This is a genomic window from Pseudomonas sp. Z3-6 (assembly GCF_051131985.1).
GTDB classification, from domain to species: Bacteria; Pseudomonadota; Gammaproteobacteria; order Pseudomonadales; family Pseudomonadaceae; genus Aquipseudomonas; species Aquipseudomonas zanjanensis.
Map to the genome: position 1 here is coordinate 6,759,897 of NZ_CP071644.1, position 19,688 is coordinate 6,779,584.

4 protein-coding genes are annotated in these 19,688 nt (G+C 61.4%); 1 reads left to right on the top strand and 3 read right to left on the bottom strand.

The features are described from left to right. Positions 1 to 58 precede the first annotated feature (58 nt). The 3 genes from J3P88_RS29225 to J3P88_RS29235 are packed head-to-tail and all read right to left on the bottom strand — an operon-like array spanning position 59 to position 4,959. Complete coding sequence (locus J3P88_RS29225) at positions 59 to 1,426, bottom strand: HlyD family type I secretion periplasmic adaptor subunit (protein WP_186709498.1); 1,368 nt, start codon at positions 1,424 to 1,426, stop codon at positions 59 to 61. Then, positions 1,416 to 3,572 carry a type I secretion system permease/ATPase gene (locus tag J3P88_RS29230; RefSeq protein ID WP_186709500.1) on the bottom strand — a complete coding sequence of 719 codons (2,157 nt, stop codon included), beginning with the start codon at positions 3,570 to 3,572 and terminating at the stop codon, positions 1,416 to 1,418. The genes J3P88_RS29225 and J3P88_RS29230 overlap by 11 nt, the downstream gene beginning before the upstream one ends. A 37-nt stretch (positions 3,573 to 3,609) precedes the next feature. Beyond that, on the bottom strand, positions 3,610 to 4,959 hold the full coding sequence (locus tag J3P88_RS29235) for a TolC family outer membrane protein (protein WP_186709501.1): 1,350 nt from the start codon (positions 4,957 to 4,959) through the stop codon (positions 3,610 to 3,612). Between the two features lie 357 nt (positions 4,960 to 5,316). On the opposite strand from J3P88_RS29235, the gene J3P88_RS29240 reads away from it, so the two are divergent. Further along, positions 5,317 to 19,572, top strand: coding sequence for an immunoglobulin-like domain-containing protein (locus tag J3P88_RS29240; RefSeq protein ID WP_434573150.1), 14,256 nt, complete (start codon positions 5,317 to 5,319; stop codon positions 19,570 to 19,572). The last annotated feature ends 116 nt before the right edge of the window (positions 19,573 to 19,688 follow it).

Below are 19,688 nucleotides of genomic sequence, written 5' to 3' on the forward strand. Positions count from 1 at the left end.
GAGCAAGCTCCCTCGCCACAAAAGCTACCAAGCCACAGAATGATCAACTACCCGGCCCTTACCGCTCGTGCAACGCCTCGGACCGGGCCTTGATGATTGGCTTGAGCAGGTAGCTGAGCACGGTTTTCTTGCCGGTGATGATGTCCACCGACGCCACCATCCCAGGGATGATCAGCAAGGGCTTTTCAGGCGTGCCCAGATGGCTGCGTTCGGTGCGCAGCTTGATGATGTAGTAGGTGGTCTTCTTGTCTTCATCGGTGATGGTGTCGGCACCGATCTGTTCCAGCTTGGCTTTCATCCCACCGTAGATGGTGTAGTCGTACGCCGTGAATTTCACCGTGGCGTCCTGGCCGGGGTGCAGGAAGGCGATGTCCTGGGGACGGATTTTCGCTTCCACCAGGAGGGTGTCGTCCAGCGGCACGATTTCCACCAGGTCGCTGCCGGGCTGGATCACGCCGCCGATGGTGTTCACCAGCAGTTTATTGACAATGCCGCGCACCGGCGAGGTCACCAGGGTACGGCTCACGCGGTCTTCCAAGGCCTTGCCGGTGGCTTGGGCCTTGTTCAGGTCGGTGCGTGCTTCGTTGAGTTGGGTCAGGGCTTCGCTGCGGAACTTGCCGCGGGTCTCGTCGATCTTGCGCTGCACTTCCTTGATCGCCGATTCGGCGCGAGGAATCGCCAGCGTCGTGGCGTCCAGTTGCCCACGGGTCTCGACTTCGGCGCGCTTGAGCCGCAGCACTTCCACCGGCGACACCGCGCCTTGGGCCACCAGCGGCTCGGACATGTTGATTTCCTGGCGTTGCAGCGCCAGGCCGGAGCGGTACTGCGCCTGCTTGGAGACGAACTCACGCAGTTCCTGCTGGCGCTGGATCAACTGCTCCTGCAAGCCACCGATTTCATCGTGCAATTGCTGGCGACGGCTGATGTACAGCGACTCTTCGCTGGCGGCCTGGCCCGGCACCGCCTTGAGCACATCGGCCGGGAAGTTCAGTGGCCGGTCATCAACCTCGGCACTCAGGCGTTCGACCCGCAACAGCATCGACAGGCGATCCGCTTCGGTTTCGCCGACGTTGGAGACGAACCGCGTGTCGTCCAGGCGAATCAACGACGCGCCGGCCTCGACGATCTGCCCTTCCTTGACGAACAGCTCTGCGACGATGCCGCCTTCCAGGTTCTGGATCTTCTGGATCTTGGACGAGGGGATCGCCTTGCCGTCGCCCTTGGTCACTTCGTCGATCTCGGCGAAGTTGGCCCACAGCGCCAGGAACACAAAGAAGCCGATGATGCCCCAGATTGTCAGGCGCACCACCCGGGGAGCGTCCTCGATCAGGGCTTTGTTGACCTCGGGCAGCGGTTGGCCATGCAGTGAGTCGGAACCTTTGAAGTAACGACCCACAGCGCCCTTGAAACCTGATTTAAGCAACACTGATCTGCCCCTTCTTCAACGCTTCCATGACGGCGGCTTTCGGGCCATCGGCGAGGATCTGTCCACGGTCGATCACCAGCAGGCGGTCCACCAGGGACAGCAAGGAGGCCCGGTGCGTCACCAGCAGCACGGTCTTGTTTTCCACCACGGCGGCCAGGCGCTGTTTCAAGCGTTCTTCACCGGTGTTGTCCATGGCGCTGGTGGGTTCGTCCAGCAGCAGGATCGGCGGGTTGAGCAACAACGCACGGGCCAGGGCGACATTCTGGCGTTGGCCACCAGACAGGTTCTGCCCGCGCTCGCCAACTTGCAGTTCATAGCCTTGCGGATGCAGGCGGGCGAACTCATGCACGCCGGCCAGCTCAGCGGCCTGGAGCACCAGTTCGTCTTCGACGTAACGGGCACCGGAGGTCAGGTTGTCCCGCAGGGTCCCGGCCAGCAATTGGATGTCCTGGGGCACGTAGCCAATGTTGTAGCGCAGCTCGCTGACGTCGATCTGGCGGATGTCCACGCCGTCCACCAGCAAGGCGCCGTCATCGGGCTGATAAAGGCCCACCAGCAACTTGGCCAGGGAACTCTTGCCCGAGCCGCTGCGGCCGATGATGCCAATCTTCTCGCCCGGCTTGATCACCAGGTTGATGTTCTTCAGCGCGGGGTTCTGCTGGTTCGGGTAGGTGAAGTTCAACTGCCGGCATTCAACGGCGCCCTGCAACACCTTGCGACTCAGCGGGCGCTCGTCGAAATTGCGCTCCTGAGGCAGCTCCATCATCTGGTCGACCGAGGTCATGGTCACCCGTGCCTGCTGGTAACGGGTCAGCAGGCCCGACAGCGAGGCCAACGGGCTGAGGGCGCGGCCGCTGAGCATGTAGCAGGCCACCAGCCCACCCATGCTCAGGTTGCCGGCGATGATCAGGTAAACCCCGAAGACGATCATGATCACCCCGGCCAATTGCTGGATCAGCAAGGTGATGTTCATCGCCAGGCCGGACAGCATCTTCACCCGCAGTTCGAGGCGACTGAGGGTGCCGATGGTCTGTTCCCATTGGTACTGGCGCTCGCTCTCGGCGTTGTTGACCTTCACCGCGTCCAGGCCGGCCAGGGTTTCGATCAGGCTCGACTGGCGCTCGGCGCCCAGGGCCATGGTGCGCTCCATGGTCGCGACCAACGGCTTCTGCAAGGCATAGCCGATCAGCAGGGCAATCGGGAACGCCAGCACCGGAATCCACACCAGGTGCCCACCGATAATCGCGATGACCATGAAGATCAGCAGGGTGAACGGCAAATCGATCAGGCTGGTGAGGGTTAGCGAGGCGAGGAAGTCCCGCAGGCTCTGGAACTCATGAATGTTCTGGGCAAAGCTGCCGACCCGCGCCGGGCGGTGTTTCATGGCCATGCCGACGATGCGCTCGAACAGCGTCGCCGAAATGATCAAGTCGGTTTTCTTGCCCGCCAGGTCCAGGCACAGGCTGCGCAGCATCTTGAGGATCAGGTCGAACACATAGGCGCCGGTGATGCCGACGGCCAATACCCACAGGGTCGACTCGGCCTGGTTCGGCACGACGCGGTCGTAGACGTTCATCACGAACAGCGGCGCGGCCATGGCGATGATGTTGATCAGCAGGCTGGCGGCGATGGCATCGGCGTACAGCCAACGGGAGCGCTTGAGGGTGTCGCGAAACCACGAACGCGCCCGGGGAATGAGCGTGCCGTGGTTAACGTCAAATTTATGCTGCGGTTGGGCGAAGAACACCTTGCCGCTGTAGTCATCGGCCAGCAGCTCGCGGCTGACGGTCACCTCACCGCCGTCGCTTTCGCTGAGCAGCAATCGCGCCTGGTCGTCACCGACCCAGCCCAGCAGCACGGCGCTGCGGCCGTCTTTAAGCAGCAGCAGCGCCGGCATGGCGATGGTCGGAATTTGCTCGAGCTTGCGTTGCAACACCCGCCCTTGCAGACCGGCACGGGCTGCCGCGCGCGACAATAATTCGACGCTCAGCCGTTGCTTGGGCAGCGGCAGGCCGGTGGTGAGCATCGCCGCGCTGGCCGGCTTCTGATGCAGCATGCAGAGCGCCAGCAGACCGTCCAGCAGCGGGTCGTCGTGCAGCGTGCGCGGGTCATGAACTAGTTCGACTGGACTGACTTCTGATTCCACGCTCGGCACTCTGACTGATTAAAACGGCTGGTAGGACTCAATTCATCCCAGGCAACTGGACCTTGGGTTTCACGTCGTTCTGCACAACCGATGCCAACGGCGCGACCACACCCTGGCTTTTCAACAACTGGCCCATGGTTGCCTTGATCCGGTACTGGGTGAACAGCTGCACATTCTTGATTTCCGCCAGGCGACGGGAAGCGCTGAACAGCTCGTTTTCACTGTCGAGCAAGTCGAGCAGCGTGCGTTCGCCGAGGCTGAATTGTTTCTGGTAGGCGGTGCGCACGTTGGCACTGCGGTCTACGTATTGCTGGGCGACCGGCACCTGGGCGTTGGCGTTGTTCAAGGCGTTCCAGGCCAGGCCCAGTTCTTCGTTCAACTGGCGCAGCGCGTTGTTGCGGATGTCCAGGGCCTGGTTGGACAGGTACGACTTGGATTCCAGGTCGGCCTTGTTGCTGCCACCGGCATACAGGTTGAAACGCATGCGCAGCATGGCTTGCCATTCATTGTTGTGACCGTTCTGGCCGTCCAGGTCGTTGTCGGCGGTGCGACCCAACTCAGCATCGAAGCGTGGGTAGAAGCTCGACTTGGCGGCTTCATACTGTTGCTCGGCGGCAGCGATGTCGGCTTCGGCCGAACGCAGCACCGGGCTGTTTTCCAGCATCTGGGCGCGGGCTTCGGTCAGGTTGGCCGGCAGCAATGCCAGAAAATCGGCAGGACGCTCCAGTTGGTCGGGCAGTTGGCCGACGGCGCTGAGGTAGTTGGTCTCGGCATCGGCCAGGTTGGTTTGTTCGGTGATCAAGTTGTTGCGGGCCTGGGCCATGCGCGCTTCGGCCTGGTCCAGGTCTGCGCCGCTGCCCACGCCACGGGAAGTGCGCAGCTTGATCTGGTCGAAAATGCGTTCGTGGCTCTTGAGGTTTTCCTCGGCCAGGCGCACGAACTCACGACGGGTCAGCACGTCCAGGTAAACCTGGGCCACGGTCAAACCGGTGCGCTCGGAGGCGTCCAGCAACGAATAGGCACGGGCATTGACGGTGGCTTGTTGACGCCCGACTTCGCTGGACGTCGCAAAACCGTCAAAAACCATTTGCGACAAGCGCAGGCTCGATTCGCTGCGGTTCAGGGTTTCCCAATGGTTATTACCGCCCGAACGGGTGGTGACGCTGTCGGTGCCTTCGCGGCCATATCCGGCTGCAAGGTCCACTCTAGGCAGGTAGCCGCCCTTGGCCGCCTTGAGTTGGTAATCCGCCGCAAGACGGCTGTTCACGCCGGCCTGGATTTCAGGATGGACATCCAAAGCCTGTTGCATGGCCTGCGGCAAGGTTTGTGCTTGTACGAAACTGGCGGCGAGGACGAAGGGTAAAGCCTTGAGCAGGTGCGAACGCATGGTTGGATTATTCCCAGAACTCTTGTCTTGAATCACAGCGAAACGTGGCGCTGCATCGGATGATGGCAACCGGAATGACCGTATGTCGGAAAGTTCAAAACAGGAGCAGGAACACGCACTGAAAGAACAGGTCGCCGCTTAAATATCAATGTGACATTACGTTGGCAATTGTTTAGGATGGCCAGCAGAAGGTCAATAGTTTGGCACAAACAAAAATGATCGGAAAAACAGCCAAAATATTGACAAAGAAAAGCGTCAAATAACCTTACCTTGTACACATGAACGTCCAGACCGCTGCTGCCTAAAAGCCGCCGGGTCCATGGAAGTCTACTGAGCGTGGCACCCGGAGAGTCTTCAATGAGCAGTGTTATTGCCGTTGTCAAAAGCATTGTTGGTCAGGTTTTCGTCGTATCCCCAGAGGGCATCCGGCGCGTACTCATTGAAGGCGATCGCCTGAACGTAGGCGACCAGTTGGACACCGGCCCTGCCGGCGCCGTCACATTGGAGCTGGCCGATGGCCGCACCCTGGACCTGGGCCGCGACACCCAGTGGAGCGCCAATGCTCCGGACTCGTCCACTGACCTGGCACAAGCCACCGCCCAGGCCGCGCCGTCGGTAGAAGAGCTGCAACAAGCCATCGCCGCGGGCGTCGACCCGACGACCGCCCTGGAAGCCACCGCCGCCGGCGCCACTGCCGCGGGTACAGGAGGCGCCGCCGGTGGCGGCCACAGCTTTGTGGTGCTGGATGCCACCGCCGGCAGCGTCGACCCTACCGTCGGTTTCCCAACCGAAGGCCTCGCTGCGGCTGCGGCCACCGATGACAACATCCTGGGTGGCGATACCACGGCCGATACGACCGCCAACGCCGTGCTCAATGCGACCATGACCCTGAGCGCCACGCCGACCCTGACCGAGGCCGGCGGCGTGCTGGTGTACACCGCGACCGTGACCCAGGCCCCGCAGACCAACCTGACCGTAACCTTGTCCAACGGCGCGGTCATCGTGATCCCGGCTGGCCAACTGACTGGCAGCGTCAACGTACCGCTGGCACCGAACGACACGGTCTACAACGACCCAAGCCAGATCAGCGTGACCGTCACCGGCACCACCGGCGGCACCGGCATTGCCGTGACCGTGCCCACTACGCCGGCCGTGACTCAGATCACCGACACCGTCGACACCACCACCGTCACCCTGAGCGCGGGCAATACGGTCACCGAAGGCGGGCAAATCACCTACACCGCCACCCTGACCAACCCGGCCCAGACGCCGGTGACTGTGACCTTGAGCAATGGCTCGGTCATTACCATTGCTGCAGGCCAGACGACCGGCACGGTTGCCGTGGATACCCCGGCCAATGACGCCTACAACAACGGCAGCACCGTCAGCACCACCATTACCGGCGCGACAGGTGGCAATTTTGAAAATCTGGTGCCAAGCACGGCGCCTGCGGTCACCACGATTACTGATTCGGCGGATACCACCAGCCTGACCTTGACCGCCAGCAACACCATCACCGAAGGCGGCCAGATCACCTACACGGCGACGCTGAGCAACCCGGCCCAGACCCCGGTGACCGTGACCTTGAGCAATGGCTCGGTGATCACCATTGCTGCTGGCCAAACGACCGGCACGGTTGCCGTGGATACCCCGGCCAACGACGTCTACAGCAACGGCAGCACCGTCAGCACCACCATTACCGGTGCGACGGGTGGCAACTTCGAAAACCTGGTACCGAGCACCACGCCAGCGGTTACGACGATTACCGATTCGGTTGACACCACCGGCTTGACCTTGACCGCCAGCAACACCATCACCGAAGGCGGCCAGATTACCTACACCGCCACCCTGACCAACCCGGCCCAGACTCCGGTGACCGTGACCTTGAGCAACGGCTCGGTCATCACCATTGCTGCTGGCCAAACCACTGGCACTGTCGCCGTTGATACGCCAGCCAATGACGTCTACAACAACGGCAGCACCGTCAGCACCACCATTACCGGTGCGACCGGTGGCAACTTTGAAAACCTGGTACCGAGCACTGCGCCTGCGGTCACCACCATCACTGACTCGGCCGACACCACTGGCCTGACGCTGACGGCCAGCAATACCATCACCGAAGGTGGCCAGATCACCTACACCGCCACCTTGACCAACCCGGCCCAGACGCCGGTGACCGTGACCTTGAGCAATGGCTCGGTTATCACCATTGCTGCTGGACAGACGACCGGCACTGTCAACGTTGATACGCCTGCCAATGACGTCTACAACAACGGCAGCACCGTCACCACCACGATTACCGGTGCGACCGGTGGCAACTTTGAAAACCTGGTGCCGAGCACTGCGCCTGCGGTCACCACGATTACCGATTCGGCCGACACCACCGGCCTGACGCTGAGCGCCAGCAACACCATCACCGAAGGCGGCCAAATCACCTACACCGCGACGCTGAGCAACCCGGCCCAGACTCCGGTAACCGTGACCTTGAGCAATGGCTCGGTCATCACCATTGCTGCTGGCCAAACCACTGGCACTGTCAACGTTGATACGCCTGCCAATGACGTCTACAACAACGGCAGCACCGTCAGCACCACCATCACCGGTGCGACCGGTGGCAACTTCGAGAACCTGGTGCCGAGCACTGCGCCTGCGGTCACCACGATTACTGATTCGGCGGATACCACCGGCCTGACCTTGACCGCCAGCAACACCATCACCGAAGGCGGCCAGATCACCTACACCGCAACGCTGACCAACCCGGCCCAGACTCCGGTGACCGTGACCTTAAGCAACGGCGCGGTGATCAACATCGCTGCCGGCCAGACGACCGGAACCGTCAACGTCGAGACACCGGCTAATGACGTCTATAACAACGGCAGCACGGTCAGCACCACGATTACCGGCACAACCGGCGGTAACTTCGAGAATCTAGTGCCGAGCACGACGCCTGCCGTTACTACGATCACCGATTCGGCCGATACAACCGGCCTGACGCTGAGCGCCAGCGAAACCATCACCGAAGGCGGCCAGATCACCTACACGGCGACGCTGAGCAACCCGGCCCAGACCCCGGTGACCGTGACCTTGAGCAACGGCGCGGTGATCAACATTGCTGCCGGTGCGACCACCGGCACCGTCGCCGTGGATACACCCGCCAACGACGTCTACAACAACGGCAGTACCGTCAGTACCACCATCACCGGCGCAACCGGCGGCAACTTCGAAAATCTTGTGCCGAGCACTGTGCCTGCGGTCACTACGATTACCGACTCGGTAGACACTACTACCGTGACGTTGACTGCCACACCAACCGTGAATGAAAACGGAACCATCACTTACACCGCGACCCTGACCGATGCCAATGGCAATCCGGTCACCGCGCAGAACGGTCCGGTGACGGTCACGCTCGACAGCGGCAAGACGATCACTATTGCAGCCGGCGCAAGTTCGGGGGCGTTGGATGTCGCTGTCGGAAACGATGTTTACCAAGGCCCAACCACCGTCACCGAATCGATTGCCTCGGCATCGGGCGGTAACTTGGAAGCCATCGCGCCTAACACCGCGCCAGTCAGCACTGTCGTTAGCGATGTTGACGACACCACCACCGTGACGTTGACCGCTACGCCAACCGTGAACGAAAACGGCACCATCACTTACACCGCGACCCTGACCGATGCCAATGGCAATCCGGTCACCGCGCAGAACGGTCCGGTGACGGTCACGCTCGACAGCGGCAAGACGATCACTATTGCAGCCGGCGCAAGTTCGGGGGCGTTGGATGTCGCTGTCGGAAACGATGTTTACCAAGGCCCAACCACCGTCACCGAATCGATTGCCTCGGCATCGGGCGGTAACTTGGAAGCCATCGCGCCTAACACCGCGCCAGTCAGCACTGTCGTTAGCGATGTTGACGACACCACCACCGTGACGTTGACCGCTACGCCAACCGTGAACGAAAACGGCACCATCACTTACACCGCGACCCTGACCGGTGCCGATGGCAAGCCTGTTACTGCGCAAAACGGTCCGGTCACCGTGACGCTGGAAAGCGGCAAGACCATCACCATTGCAGCGGGCGCTAGCTCGGGTGCGTTGGATGTCGCGGTTGGCAACGATGTGTACCAAGGCCCAACCACCGTCACCGAATCGATTGCCTCGGCATCGGGCGGTAACCTCGAAGCCATTGCTCCAAACACCGCGCCAGTCAGCACCGTGGTCAGCGACGTCAACGACACCACCACCGTGACGTTGACCGCTACACCAACCGTGAACGAAAACGGCACGATCACCTACACCGCCACCTTGACCGGTGCCGACGGCAAACCCGTCACCGCGCAAAACGGTCCTGTGACCGTCACGCTCGACAGCGGCAAAACCATCACCATCGCCGCTGGCGCAAGCTCGGGTACGCTCGATGTCGCTGTGGGTAATGACGTTTACCAAGGCCCAACCACCGTCACCGAGTCGATCAAAGATGCATCCGGTGGCAACTTGGAAGCTATCGCTCCAAACACCGCGCCAGTCAGCACTGTCGTCAGCGACGTCAACGACACCACTACCGTGACGCTGACCGCCACTCCGACTGTGAATGAAAACGGTACGATCACTTACACCGCGACCCTGACCGGCGCCGACGGCAAGCCCGTTACCGCGCAGAACGGTCCGGTCACCGTGACGTTGGAAAGCGGCAAAACCATCACCATCGCAGCCGGCGCAAGCTCGGGCACACTCGATGTCGCTGTGGGTAACGACGTTTACCAAGGTCCGACCACCGTCACCGAAAGCATCAGCACCGCTACTGGCGGCAACCTGGAAGCCATCGCGCCAAACACCGCGCCAGTCAGCATTGTGGTTAGTGATGTCGATGACACCACCACCGTGACATTGACCGCCACACCAACCGTGAATGAAAACGGCACGATCACCTACACCGCCACCCTGACCGGTGCCGACGGCAAGCCCGTCACCGCGCAGAACGGTCCGGTGACCGTGACTCTGGAAAGCGGCAAGACCATCACCATCGCCGCCGGTGCAAGCTCGGGTGCGCTGGATGTTGCAGTCGGCAACGACGTCTACCAAGGCCCAACCACCGTCACCGAAAGCATCAGCACCGCTACTGGCGGCAACCTCGAAGCCATCGCGCCTAACACCGCTCCGGTTAGCACCGTGGTCAGCGATGTTAACGACACCACCACCGTGACGTTGACCGCTACTCCGACCGTGAATGAAAACGGCACCATCACTTACACCGCGACCCTGACCGGTGCCGACGGCAAGCCAGTTATCGCGCAAAACGGTCCGGTGACCGTGACGTTGGAAAGCGGCAAGACCATCACCATTGCAGCGGGCGCAAGCTCGGGTGCGTTGGATGTAGCCGTTGGCAACGATGTGTACCAAGGCCCAACTACCGTCACCGAAAGCATCAGCACCGCCACTGGCGGCAACCTCGAAGCTATCGCTCCGAACACGACTCCAGTCAGTACTGGCGTTAGCGATGTCAACGACACCACCACCGTGACGTTGACTGCTACGCCAACCGTGAACGAAAACGGCACCATCACTTACACCGCTACCCTGACCGGTGCAGACGGCAAACCCGTCACCGCGCAGAACGGTCCGGTGACCGTGACTTTGGAAAGTGGCAAAACCATCACCATCGCCGCCGGTGCAAGCTCGGGTGCGCTGGATGTTGCAGTCGGCAACGACGTCTACCAAGGCCCAACCACCGTCACCGAAAGCATCAGCACCGCTACTGGCGGCAACCTCGAAGCCATCGCGCCTAACACCGCTCCGGTTAGCACCGTGGTCAGCGATTTCGACGACACCACCACCGTGACGTTGACCGCCACGCCGACCGTGAACGAAAACGGCACGATCACCTACACCGCCACCCTGACCGGTGCCGACGGCAAACCCGTCACCGCACAAAACGGTCCGGTGACCGTGACGCTGGAAAGCGGCAAGACCATCACCATCGCCGCCGGTGCAAGTTCGGGTACGCTCGATGTCGCTGTGGGTAACGACGTTTATCAAGGTCCAACGACCGTCACCGAATCGATTGACTCGGCATCGGGCGGTAACCTGGAAGCCATCGCGCCTAACACCGCGCCAGTCAGCACTGTGGTCAGCGATGTCAACGACACCACCACCGTGACGTTGACCGCTACACCGACCGTGAACGAAAACGGCACCATCACTTACACCGCCACCCTCACCGGTGCCGACGGCAAACCCGTCACCGCACAAAACGGTCCGGTCACCGTGACGCTGGAAAGCGGCAAGACCATCACCATTGCAGCGGGCGCTAGCTCGGGTGAGTTGGATGTCGCGGTCGGAAACGACGTGTACCAAGGCCCAACTACCGTCACCGAAAGCATCAGTACCGCCACTGGCGGCAACCTCGAAGCTATCGCTCCGAACACGACTCCGGTCAGCACCGTGGTCAGTGATGTCGATGACACCACCACCGTGACGTTGACCGCCACGCCGACCGTGAACGAAAACGGCACGATCACCTACACCGCCACCCTGACCGGTGCCGATGGCAAGCCTGTTACTGCGCAAAACGGTCCGGTCACCGTGACGCTGGAAAGCGGCAAGACCATCACCATTGCAGCGGGCGCTAGCTCGGGTGCGTTGGATGTCGCGGTTGGCAACGATGTGTACCAAGGCCCAACCACCGTCACCGAATCGATTGCCTCGGCATCGGGCGGTAACCTCGAAGCCATTGCTCCAAACACCGCTCCAGTCAGCACCGTGGTCAGCGACGTCAACGACACCACCACCGTGACGTTGACCGCTACACCAACCGTGAACGAAAACGGCACGATCACCTACACCGCCACCTTGACCGGTGCCGACGGCAAACCCGTCACCGCGCAAAACGGTCCGGTCACCGTGACGTTGGAAAGCGGCAAAACCATCACCATCGCAGCCGGTGCAAGTTCGGGTACGCTCGATGTCGCTGTGGGTAACGACGTTTATCAAGGTCCGACCACCGTCACCGAAAGCATCAGCACCGCTACTGGCGGCAACCTCGAAGCCATCGCGCCTAACACCGCTCCGGTTAGCACCGTGGTCAGCGATGTCGACGACACCACCACCGTGACGTTGACCGCCACGCCGACCGTGAACGAAAACGGCACGATCACCTACACCGCCACCCTGACCGGTGCAGACGGCAAACCCGTCACCGCGCAGAACGGTCCGGTGACCGTGACGCTGGAAAGCGGCAAGACCATCACCATCGCCGCCGGTGCAAGCTCGGGTGCGCTGGATGTTGCCGTCGGCAACGACGTCTACCAAGGCCCAACCACCGTCACCGAAAGCATTAGCACCGCTACTGGCGGCAACCTCGAAGCCATCGCGCCTAACACCGCTCCGGTTAGCACCGTGGTCAGCGATGTTAACGACACCACCACCGTGACGTTGACCGCTACTCCGACCGTGAATGAAAACGGCACCATCACCTACACCGCCACCCTCACCGGTGCCGACGGCAAACCGGTTACTGCGCAAAACGGTCCGGTCACCGTGACGCTGGAAAGCGGCAAGACCATCACCATCGCCGCCGGCGCAAGCTCGGGTACGCTCGATGTCGCTGTGGGTAACGACGTTTACCAAGGTCCGACCACCGTCACCGAATCGATTGACTCGGCATCGGGCGGTAACCTGGAAGCCATCGCTCCAAACACCACGCCAGTTAGCACTGTGGTCAGCGACGTCAACGACACCACCACCGTGACGTTGACCGCTACTCCGACCGTGAATGAAAACGGCACCATCACTTACACCGCGACCCTCACCGGTGCCGACGGCAAGCCTGTTACTGCGCAAAACGGTCCGGTGACAGTCACGCTGGAAAGCGGCAAGACCATCACCATCGCAGCCGGCGCTAGCTCGGGTGCGTTGGATGTAGCCGTTGGCAACGATGTGTACCAAGGCCCAACGACAGTTACTGAGTCGATCAAAGATGCATCCGGCGGCAACCTCGAAGCCATCGCGCCTAACACCGCGCCAGTCAGCACCGTGGTCAGCGATGTCAACGACACCACTACCGTGACGCTGACCGCTACGCCAACTGTGAATGAAAACGGCACCATCACCTATACCGCCACCCTGACCGGTGCCGATGGCAAACCGGTTACTGCGCAGAACGGTCCTGTGACGGTCACACTCGAAAGCGGCAAGACGATCACCATCGCCGCCGGTGCAAGTTCCGGTACGCTCGATGTCGCCGTGGGTAATGACGTTTACCAAGGTCCGACCACCGTCACCGAAAGCATCAGTACCGCCACTGGAGGCAACCTCGAAGCCATCGCTCCAAACACCGCGCCAGTCAGCACTGTGGTTAGCGATGTCAACGACACCACCACCGTGACGTTGACCGCTAATCCGACCGTGAACGAAAACGGCACGATCACCTATACCGCCACCCTGACCGGCGCCGACGGCAAACCCGTCACCGCACAAAACGGTCCTGTCACCGTGACGTTGGAAAGCGGCAAGACCATCACCATCGCCGCCGGTGCAAGTTCGGGCACACTCGATGTCGCTGTGGGTAATGACGTTTACCAAGGTCCGACCACCGTCACCGAAAGCATCAGTACCGCCACTGGCGGCAATCTCGAAGCTATCGCTCCAAACACCGCGCCAGTCAGCACTGTCGTCAGCGACGTCAACGACACCACTACCGTGACGCTGACCGCCACACCAACCGTGAACGAAAACGGCACGATCACCTATACCGCCACCCTGACCGGTGCCGATGGCAAGCCAGTTACCGCGCAGAACGGTCCGGTGACGGTCACGCTCGACAGCGGCAAAACCATCACCATCGCTGCCGGCGCGAGCTCGGGTGCGTTGGATGTAGCCGTTGGCAACGATGTGTACCAAGGCCCAACGACAGTTACTGAGTCGATCAAAGATGCATCCGGTGGCAACTTGGAAGCCATTGCTCCAAACACCGCCCCAGTTAGCACCGTCGTTAGCGATGTCGACGACACCACCACCGTGACGCTGACCGCTACGCCAACTGTGAATGAAAACGGCACCATCACCTATACCGCCACCCTGACCGGTGCCGATGGCAAACCGGTTACTGCGCAGAACGGTCCTGTGACGGTCACACTCGAAAGCGGCAAGACGATCACCATCGCCGCCGGTGCAAGTTCCGGTACGCTCGATGTCGCCGTGGGTAATGACGTTTACCAAGGTCCGACCACCGTCACCGAAAGCATCAGTACCGCCACTGGAGGCAACCTCGAAGCCATCGCTCCAAACACCGCGCCAGTCAGCACTGTGGTTAGCGATGTCAACGACACCACCACCGTGACGTTGACCGCTAATCCGACCGTGAACGAAAACGGCACGATCACCTATACCGCCACCCTGACCGGCGCCGACGGCAAACCCGTCACCGCACAAAACGGTCCTGTCACCGTGACGTTGGAAAGCGGCAAGACCATCACCATCGCCGCCGGTGCAAGTTCGGGCACGCTCGATGTCGCTGTGGGTAATGACGTTTACCAAGGTCCGACCACCGTCACCGAAAGCATCAGTACCGCCACTGGCGGCAATCTCGAAGCTATCGCTCCAAACACCGCGCCAGTCAGCACTGTCGTCAGCGACGTCAACGACACCACTACCGTGACGCTGACCGCCACACCAACCGTGAACGAAAACGGCACGATCACCTATACCGCCACCCTGACCGGTGCCGATGGCAAGCCAGTTACCGCGCAGAACGGTCCGGTGACGGTCACGCTCGACAGCGGCAAAACCATCACCATCGCTGCCGGCGCGAGCTCGGGTGCGTTGGATGTAGCCGTTGGCAACGATGTGTACCAAGGCCCAACGACAGTTACTGAGTCGATCAAAGATGCATCCGGTGGCAACTTGGAAGCCATTGCTCCAAACACCGCCCCAGTTAGCACCGTCGTTAGCGATGTCGACGACACCACCACCGTGACGTTGACCGCTACGCCAACCGTGAATGAAAACGGCACCATCACTTACACCGCCACCCTGACCGGTGCCGACGGCAAACCCGTCACGGCACAAAATGGTCCGGTGACCGTGACGCTCGACAGCGGCAAAACCATCACCATCGCCGCCGGTGCAAGTTCCGGTACGCTCGATGTCGCCGTGGGTAATGACGTTTACCAAGGTCCGACCACCGTCACCGAAAGCATCAGTACCGCCACTGGAGGCAACCTCGAAGCCGTCGCTCCAAACACCGCGCCAGTCAGCACTGTGGTTAGCGATGTCAACGACACCACCACCGTGACGTTGACCGCTAATCCGACCGTGAGCGAAAACGGTACGATCACCTACACCGCCACCCTGACCGGTGCCGACGGCAAACCCGTCACCGCGCAAAACGGTCCGGTCACCGTGACGTTGGAAAGCGGCAAGACCATCACCATCGCAGCCGGCGCAAGTTCGGGCATCTTGGACGTGGCGGTCGGCAACGATGTGTACCAAGGCCCAACCACCGTCACCGAGTCGATCAAAGATGCATCCGGTGGCAACTTGGAAGCTATCGCTCCAAACACCGCGCCAGTCAGCACTGTCGTCAGCGACGTCAACGACACCACCACCGTGACGTTGACCGCCACACCGACTGTCAATGAAAACGGCACGATCACTTACACCGCCACCCTGACCGGCCCTGACGGCAAACCCGTCACCGCACAGAACGGTCCGGTGACAGTCACGCTCGACAGCGGCAAGACCATCACCATCGCCGCTGGCGCAAGCTCGGGCATCTTGGGCGTAGCCGTTGGCAACGATGTCTACACCGGCGCGCCGTCCATCTCCGAGACGATCAAATCGGCCTCCGGCGGCAACCTCGAAGCCATCGCAGTCGATAAGACCGGCGCGTCGACGGCCGTGGGCGACACTGTCGACAACACCAGCGTCAGCATCACCGGCAGCACATCGGTCACCGAAGGCCAAGCAGCGACATACACCGTCAGCCTGACGAACCCGGCGCAAACCGAAGTGACGCTCAAGATCGTCTACAGCGGCACCGCCGCCGACGGCACGGACTTCACCGGTGTCTACACCGTGAAGATCCCGGCCAACAGCACCAGCGCGACCTTCAACGTGGCGACGCTGGATGACAAGATCACCGAAGGCACCGAAAACTTCGTGGTCAGGATCGACTCGGCCACCGGTGGCAACTTCGAGCACCTGGCGGTCAGCGGCACCAATGGCAGCGTCAGCACCTCGATCATCGACAACGATGCACCGCCGGTACTCGACCTGGACGCCAACAACTCCAGCGGCAAGACCGGTGCCGATTATCAGGTGACCTTTACCGAAGGCACCACCGGCCCGGGCGTGTCGATTGGCGACACCGACCTGAAAATCACCGACCCGGACAGCACCATGCTGACCGGCGCCACCATCGTGCTGACCAACCGTCAGCCTGGCGATCATCTGAACCTGGGCAATAGCGTCAACGGCATCAGCATCAACGCCAACAGCACCGACGGCAAAGTTGTCCTGACGCTGACAGGCAATGCAACGCTGGCCGACTACATGCAGCAGATCAAGAACATCAGCTTCATCAACAACAGCGAAGATCCGAGCACCGTACCGCGCGTCATCACCGTGACGGTGACCGACGGCACGAGTTATTCCAACACGGCGACCACCACCGTGAACGTGGTCGGGGTCAACGACGCACCCGTAGCCACCGGTGGCGCGGTGACCGGTACCGAAGACACTTCACTGGTCCTCGGCTGGTCGACGTTCGGCATCAGCGACGTGGACAGCGCCGCCGCCAGCCAAGGTGTGAAAATCACCGGGCTGCCGGGTGACGGCAAGTTGCAGTACCTGGACGGCGCAACCTGGAAGGACGTGGCCAACAACCAGACCTTCACCAAGGCGGACATCGACGCTGGCAAGCTGCGCTTCACCCCCGATGCCAACGAATCCGGTGCCAATGGCAACCCGGCCGGCGTGGGCAATCAAAAGGCCGACTACGCGCAAATCAGCTTCCAGCCAACCGACGGCCAGACGCTGGGCAATACCGGCACCGTGAAGATCGACATCACGCCGGTCGCCGACGCACCGAGCCTCAACGTGGCCGGCAACAACGTGACCTCCACCGGTTTGATCAAGGAAGTCTGGACCGGCCTGTCGGGCCTGGGCACCGATGGCAGCGGCGCGCCGTCCGGCACGCTCAAGTCGGTGATCGATGCCGCCGGCACGCCGAACAGCAGCACCAATGTGAGCAACGTTCAGAACGACGGCAACGTCAATCCGGGCACCGCGTCGAAAACTTCAGGGCTGATTTTCCTCGAGGCCGGCAAGACCTACACCTTCAGCGGCACGGGCGATGACAGCCTGCTGGTGACCATCGGCGGCAAGACCGCCGCGGCAACCACGTGGGGTGCGGGCGGTCAGTTGAACGGTTCGTTCACGCCAACCGCCAGCGGCTACTACACCCTGGACATCTACCACCACAACCAGACCGGCCCGGGCAGCTACGACGTGAACCTGTCGGTCAACGGCAGCACGCCAGTGGACCTGAGCAATGCCGGCGTGCCGCTCTACACCGGTGTGACCGACCTGGCGAACGCGGGCGTGACCGTCTCCGACCTGCACGGCACCAACGGCGAAGGCTACTACGACGGCTTCAAGCTCAACGAAGGCGCCGAAGGCACCAGCGTGCACCTGTCGAAGATCACCACCGCCCTGACCGACACCGACGGCTCCGAAAGCCTGAGCGTGAAGATCGGTGGCATTCCGGAAGGCAGCGTGCTGACCGACGGCGCCGGCCATACCGCGACCGTGGGCAGCAACGGCGAAGCCTCGGTCACCGGCTGGAACCTGGGCAGCCTCACCCTGACCCCACCGACCTACTACCACGGCCAGTTCAACCTGACCGTAACCTCGACGTCCACCGAAGCCCTTGGCGGCTCGGCGGTCAGCACGGCGCAGATTCCTGTCACCGTGTACCCGGCCACCTACAACGCGGTCACCGCCACGTCCGGCAGCGACAACGTCACCGGCACCGACGGCAACGACATCGTGGTCGCCGACATCGGTGGGCTGACCGTCGTGCCAGGGGTCAACTACAACATCGCCTTCATGGTCGACAGCTCCGGCAGCATGAGCGACTCCTCCGTCGCCGCCGCGAAGAACTCGTTGACCCAAGTGTTCAACACTCTCAAGCAGAGCCTGGGCAGCAACTCAGGGACTGTGAACATTTTCCTGGCGGACTTCGATAACCAGGTCAACAAAAACGTTGCGGTCAACCTCAACGATCCGAACGCGCTGACACTGCTCAAGAACGTGCTCGACTCGATGGTATCCGGCGGCAATACCAACTATGAAGACGTGTTCAAGACCACCGCAAACTTCTTCAACAGCACCCAGGCCCTGAGCAATACCGGGGCGAAGAACCTGACGTATTTCATCACCGACGGTGAGCCAACGCGCTACCAGTCCGGCGAACAGCCGAACCCAGTGTTGTACGGCACCGTCAAGCTCGACGACGTCCTGAGCGCGGCCAACTACACCGTCGGCAAGTACTACACCCAGACGATCGACAGCACACACAAATTCATCATCGAAGAAAATGGGGACATGTACCTATCCATCAAGAACGGCAAGAATTGGAACGAAAACTACGTCGGCACGGTGCATGCCGAGGGTAATGGCACGTTCGAGTTCTCCAACCAGGCCGGCGGCTGGTGGGGCGACTCCTCGGCAGCAGACGGCTCAACGGCCAGCTTCACGCTGCTCAAAGGTCTGAGTAACGTTGAAGCCATCGGCCTGAACAACGGCGTCACCCTGTCCGATCTCGCCCCCTACGACTCGGATGGCAAGCCGCAAACCAACATCGACCCGAGCAACCTGGCCAACTCCATCATCGGCCACACCGAAGCGACCCTGCCGGGCGCCGATACGGTCAACGGAGGCGAAGGCAACGACATCCTGTTCGGCGACCTGGTGAGCTTCAATGGTGTTGCGGGTGAGGGCTACCAGGCCATCCAGGCCTTCGTCGCCAAACAGAGCGGCGTGGACGCCAGCAAGGTCAGCACCAGCAATGTGCACCAGTACATCACCGAGCACTACACCGCGTTCGATGTGTCCGGTGCCCACGATGGCAACGACACCCTGCTGGGCGGCGCCGGCAACGACATCATCTTCGGCCAGGGCGGCAACGACACGCTCAACGGTGGCAAGGGCAACGACATCCTGTTGGGTGGCACGGGTAACGACACTCTGATCGGCGGCCAGGGCAATGACACCCTGATCGGTGGCCTGGGCGGCGATACCTTTGTCTGGAAGTCCGGCGACACTGGCAATGATGTGATCAAGGACTTCAAGGTCGCCGACGGTGACCGGATTGACCTGCGGGACCTGTTGCAGGGCGAAACCGGCAGCACCATCGACCACTTCCTGAAAATCAGCACGGTCGATGGCGTGTCATCCCTGCAAGTCAGCACCACCGGCCAGTTCAATGCGGCCAACGGTGCGGCGACGCCGGACGTGACGATCAAGCTTGAGGGCAACAACTGGTCGAACATGAACCTGAACACGCTGATCGCCGGCAGCGACCCGACCATCAAGATCGATCACAACAACAGCTGAAGCTGACACCCGTGGCTAGGGAGCTTGCTCCCGCTGGGGCGCGAAGCGCCCCTGTTTTTTTAGGGCTGCTGCGCACTCAAGCGGGAGCAAGCTCCCTCGCCACGGGATAAGTGTTC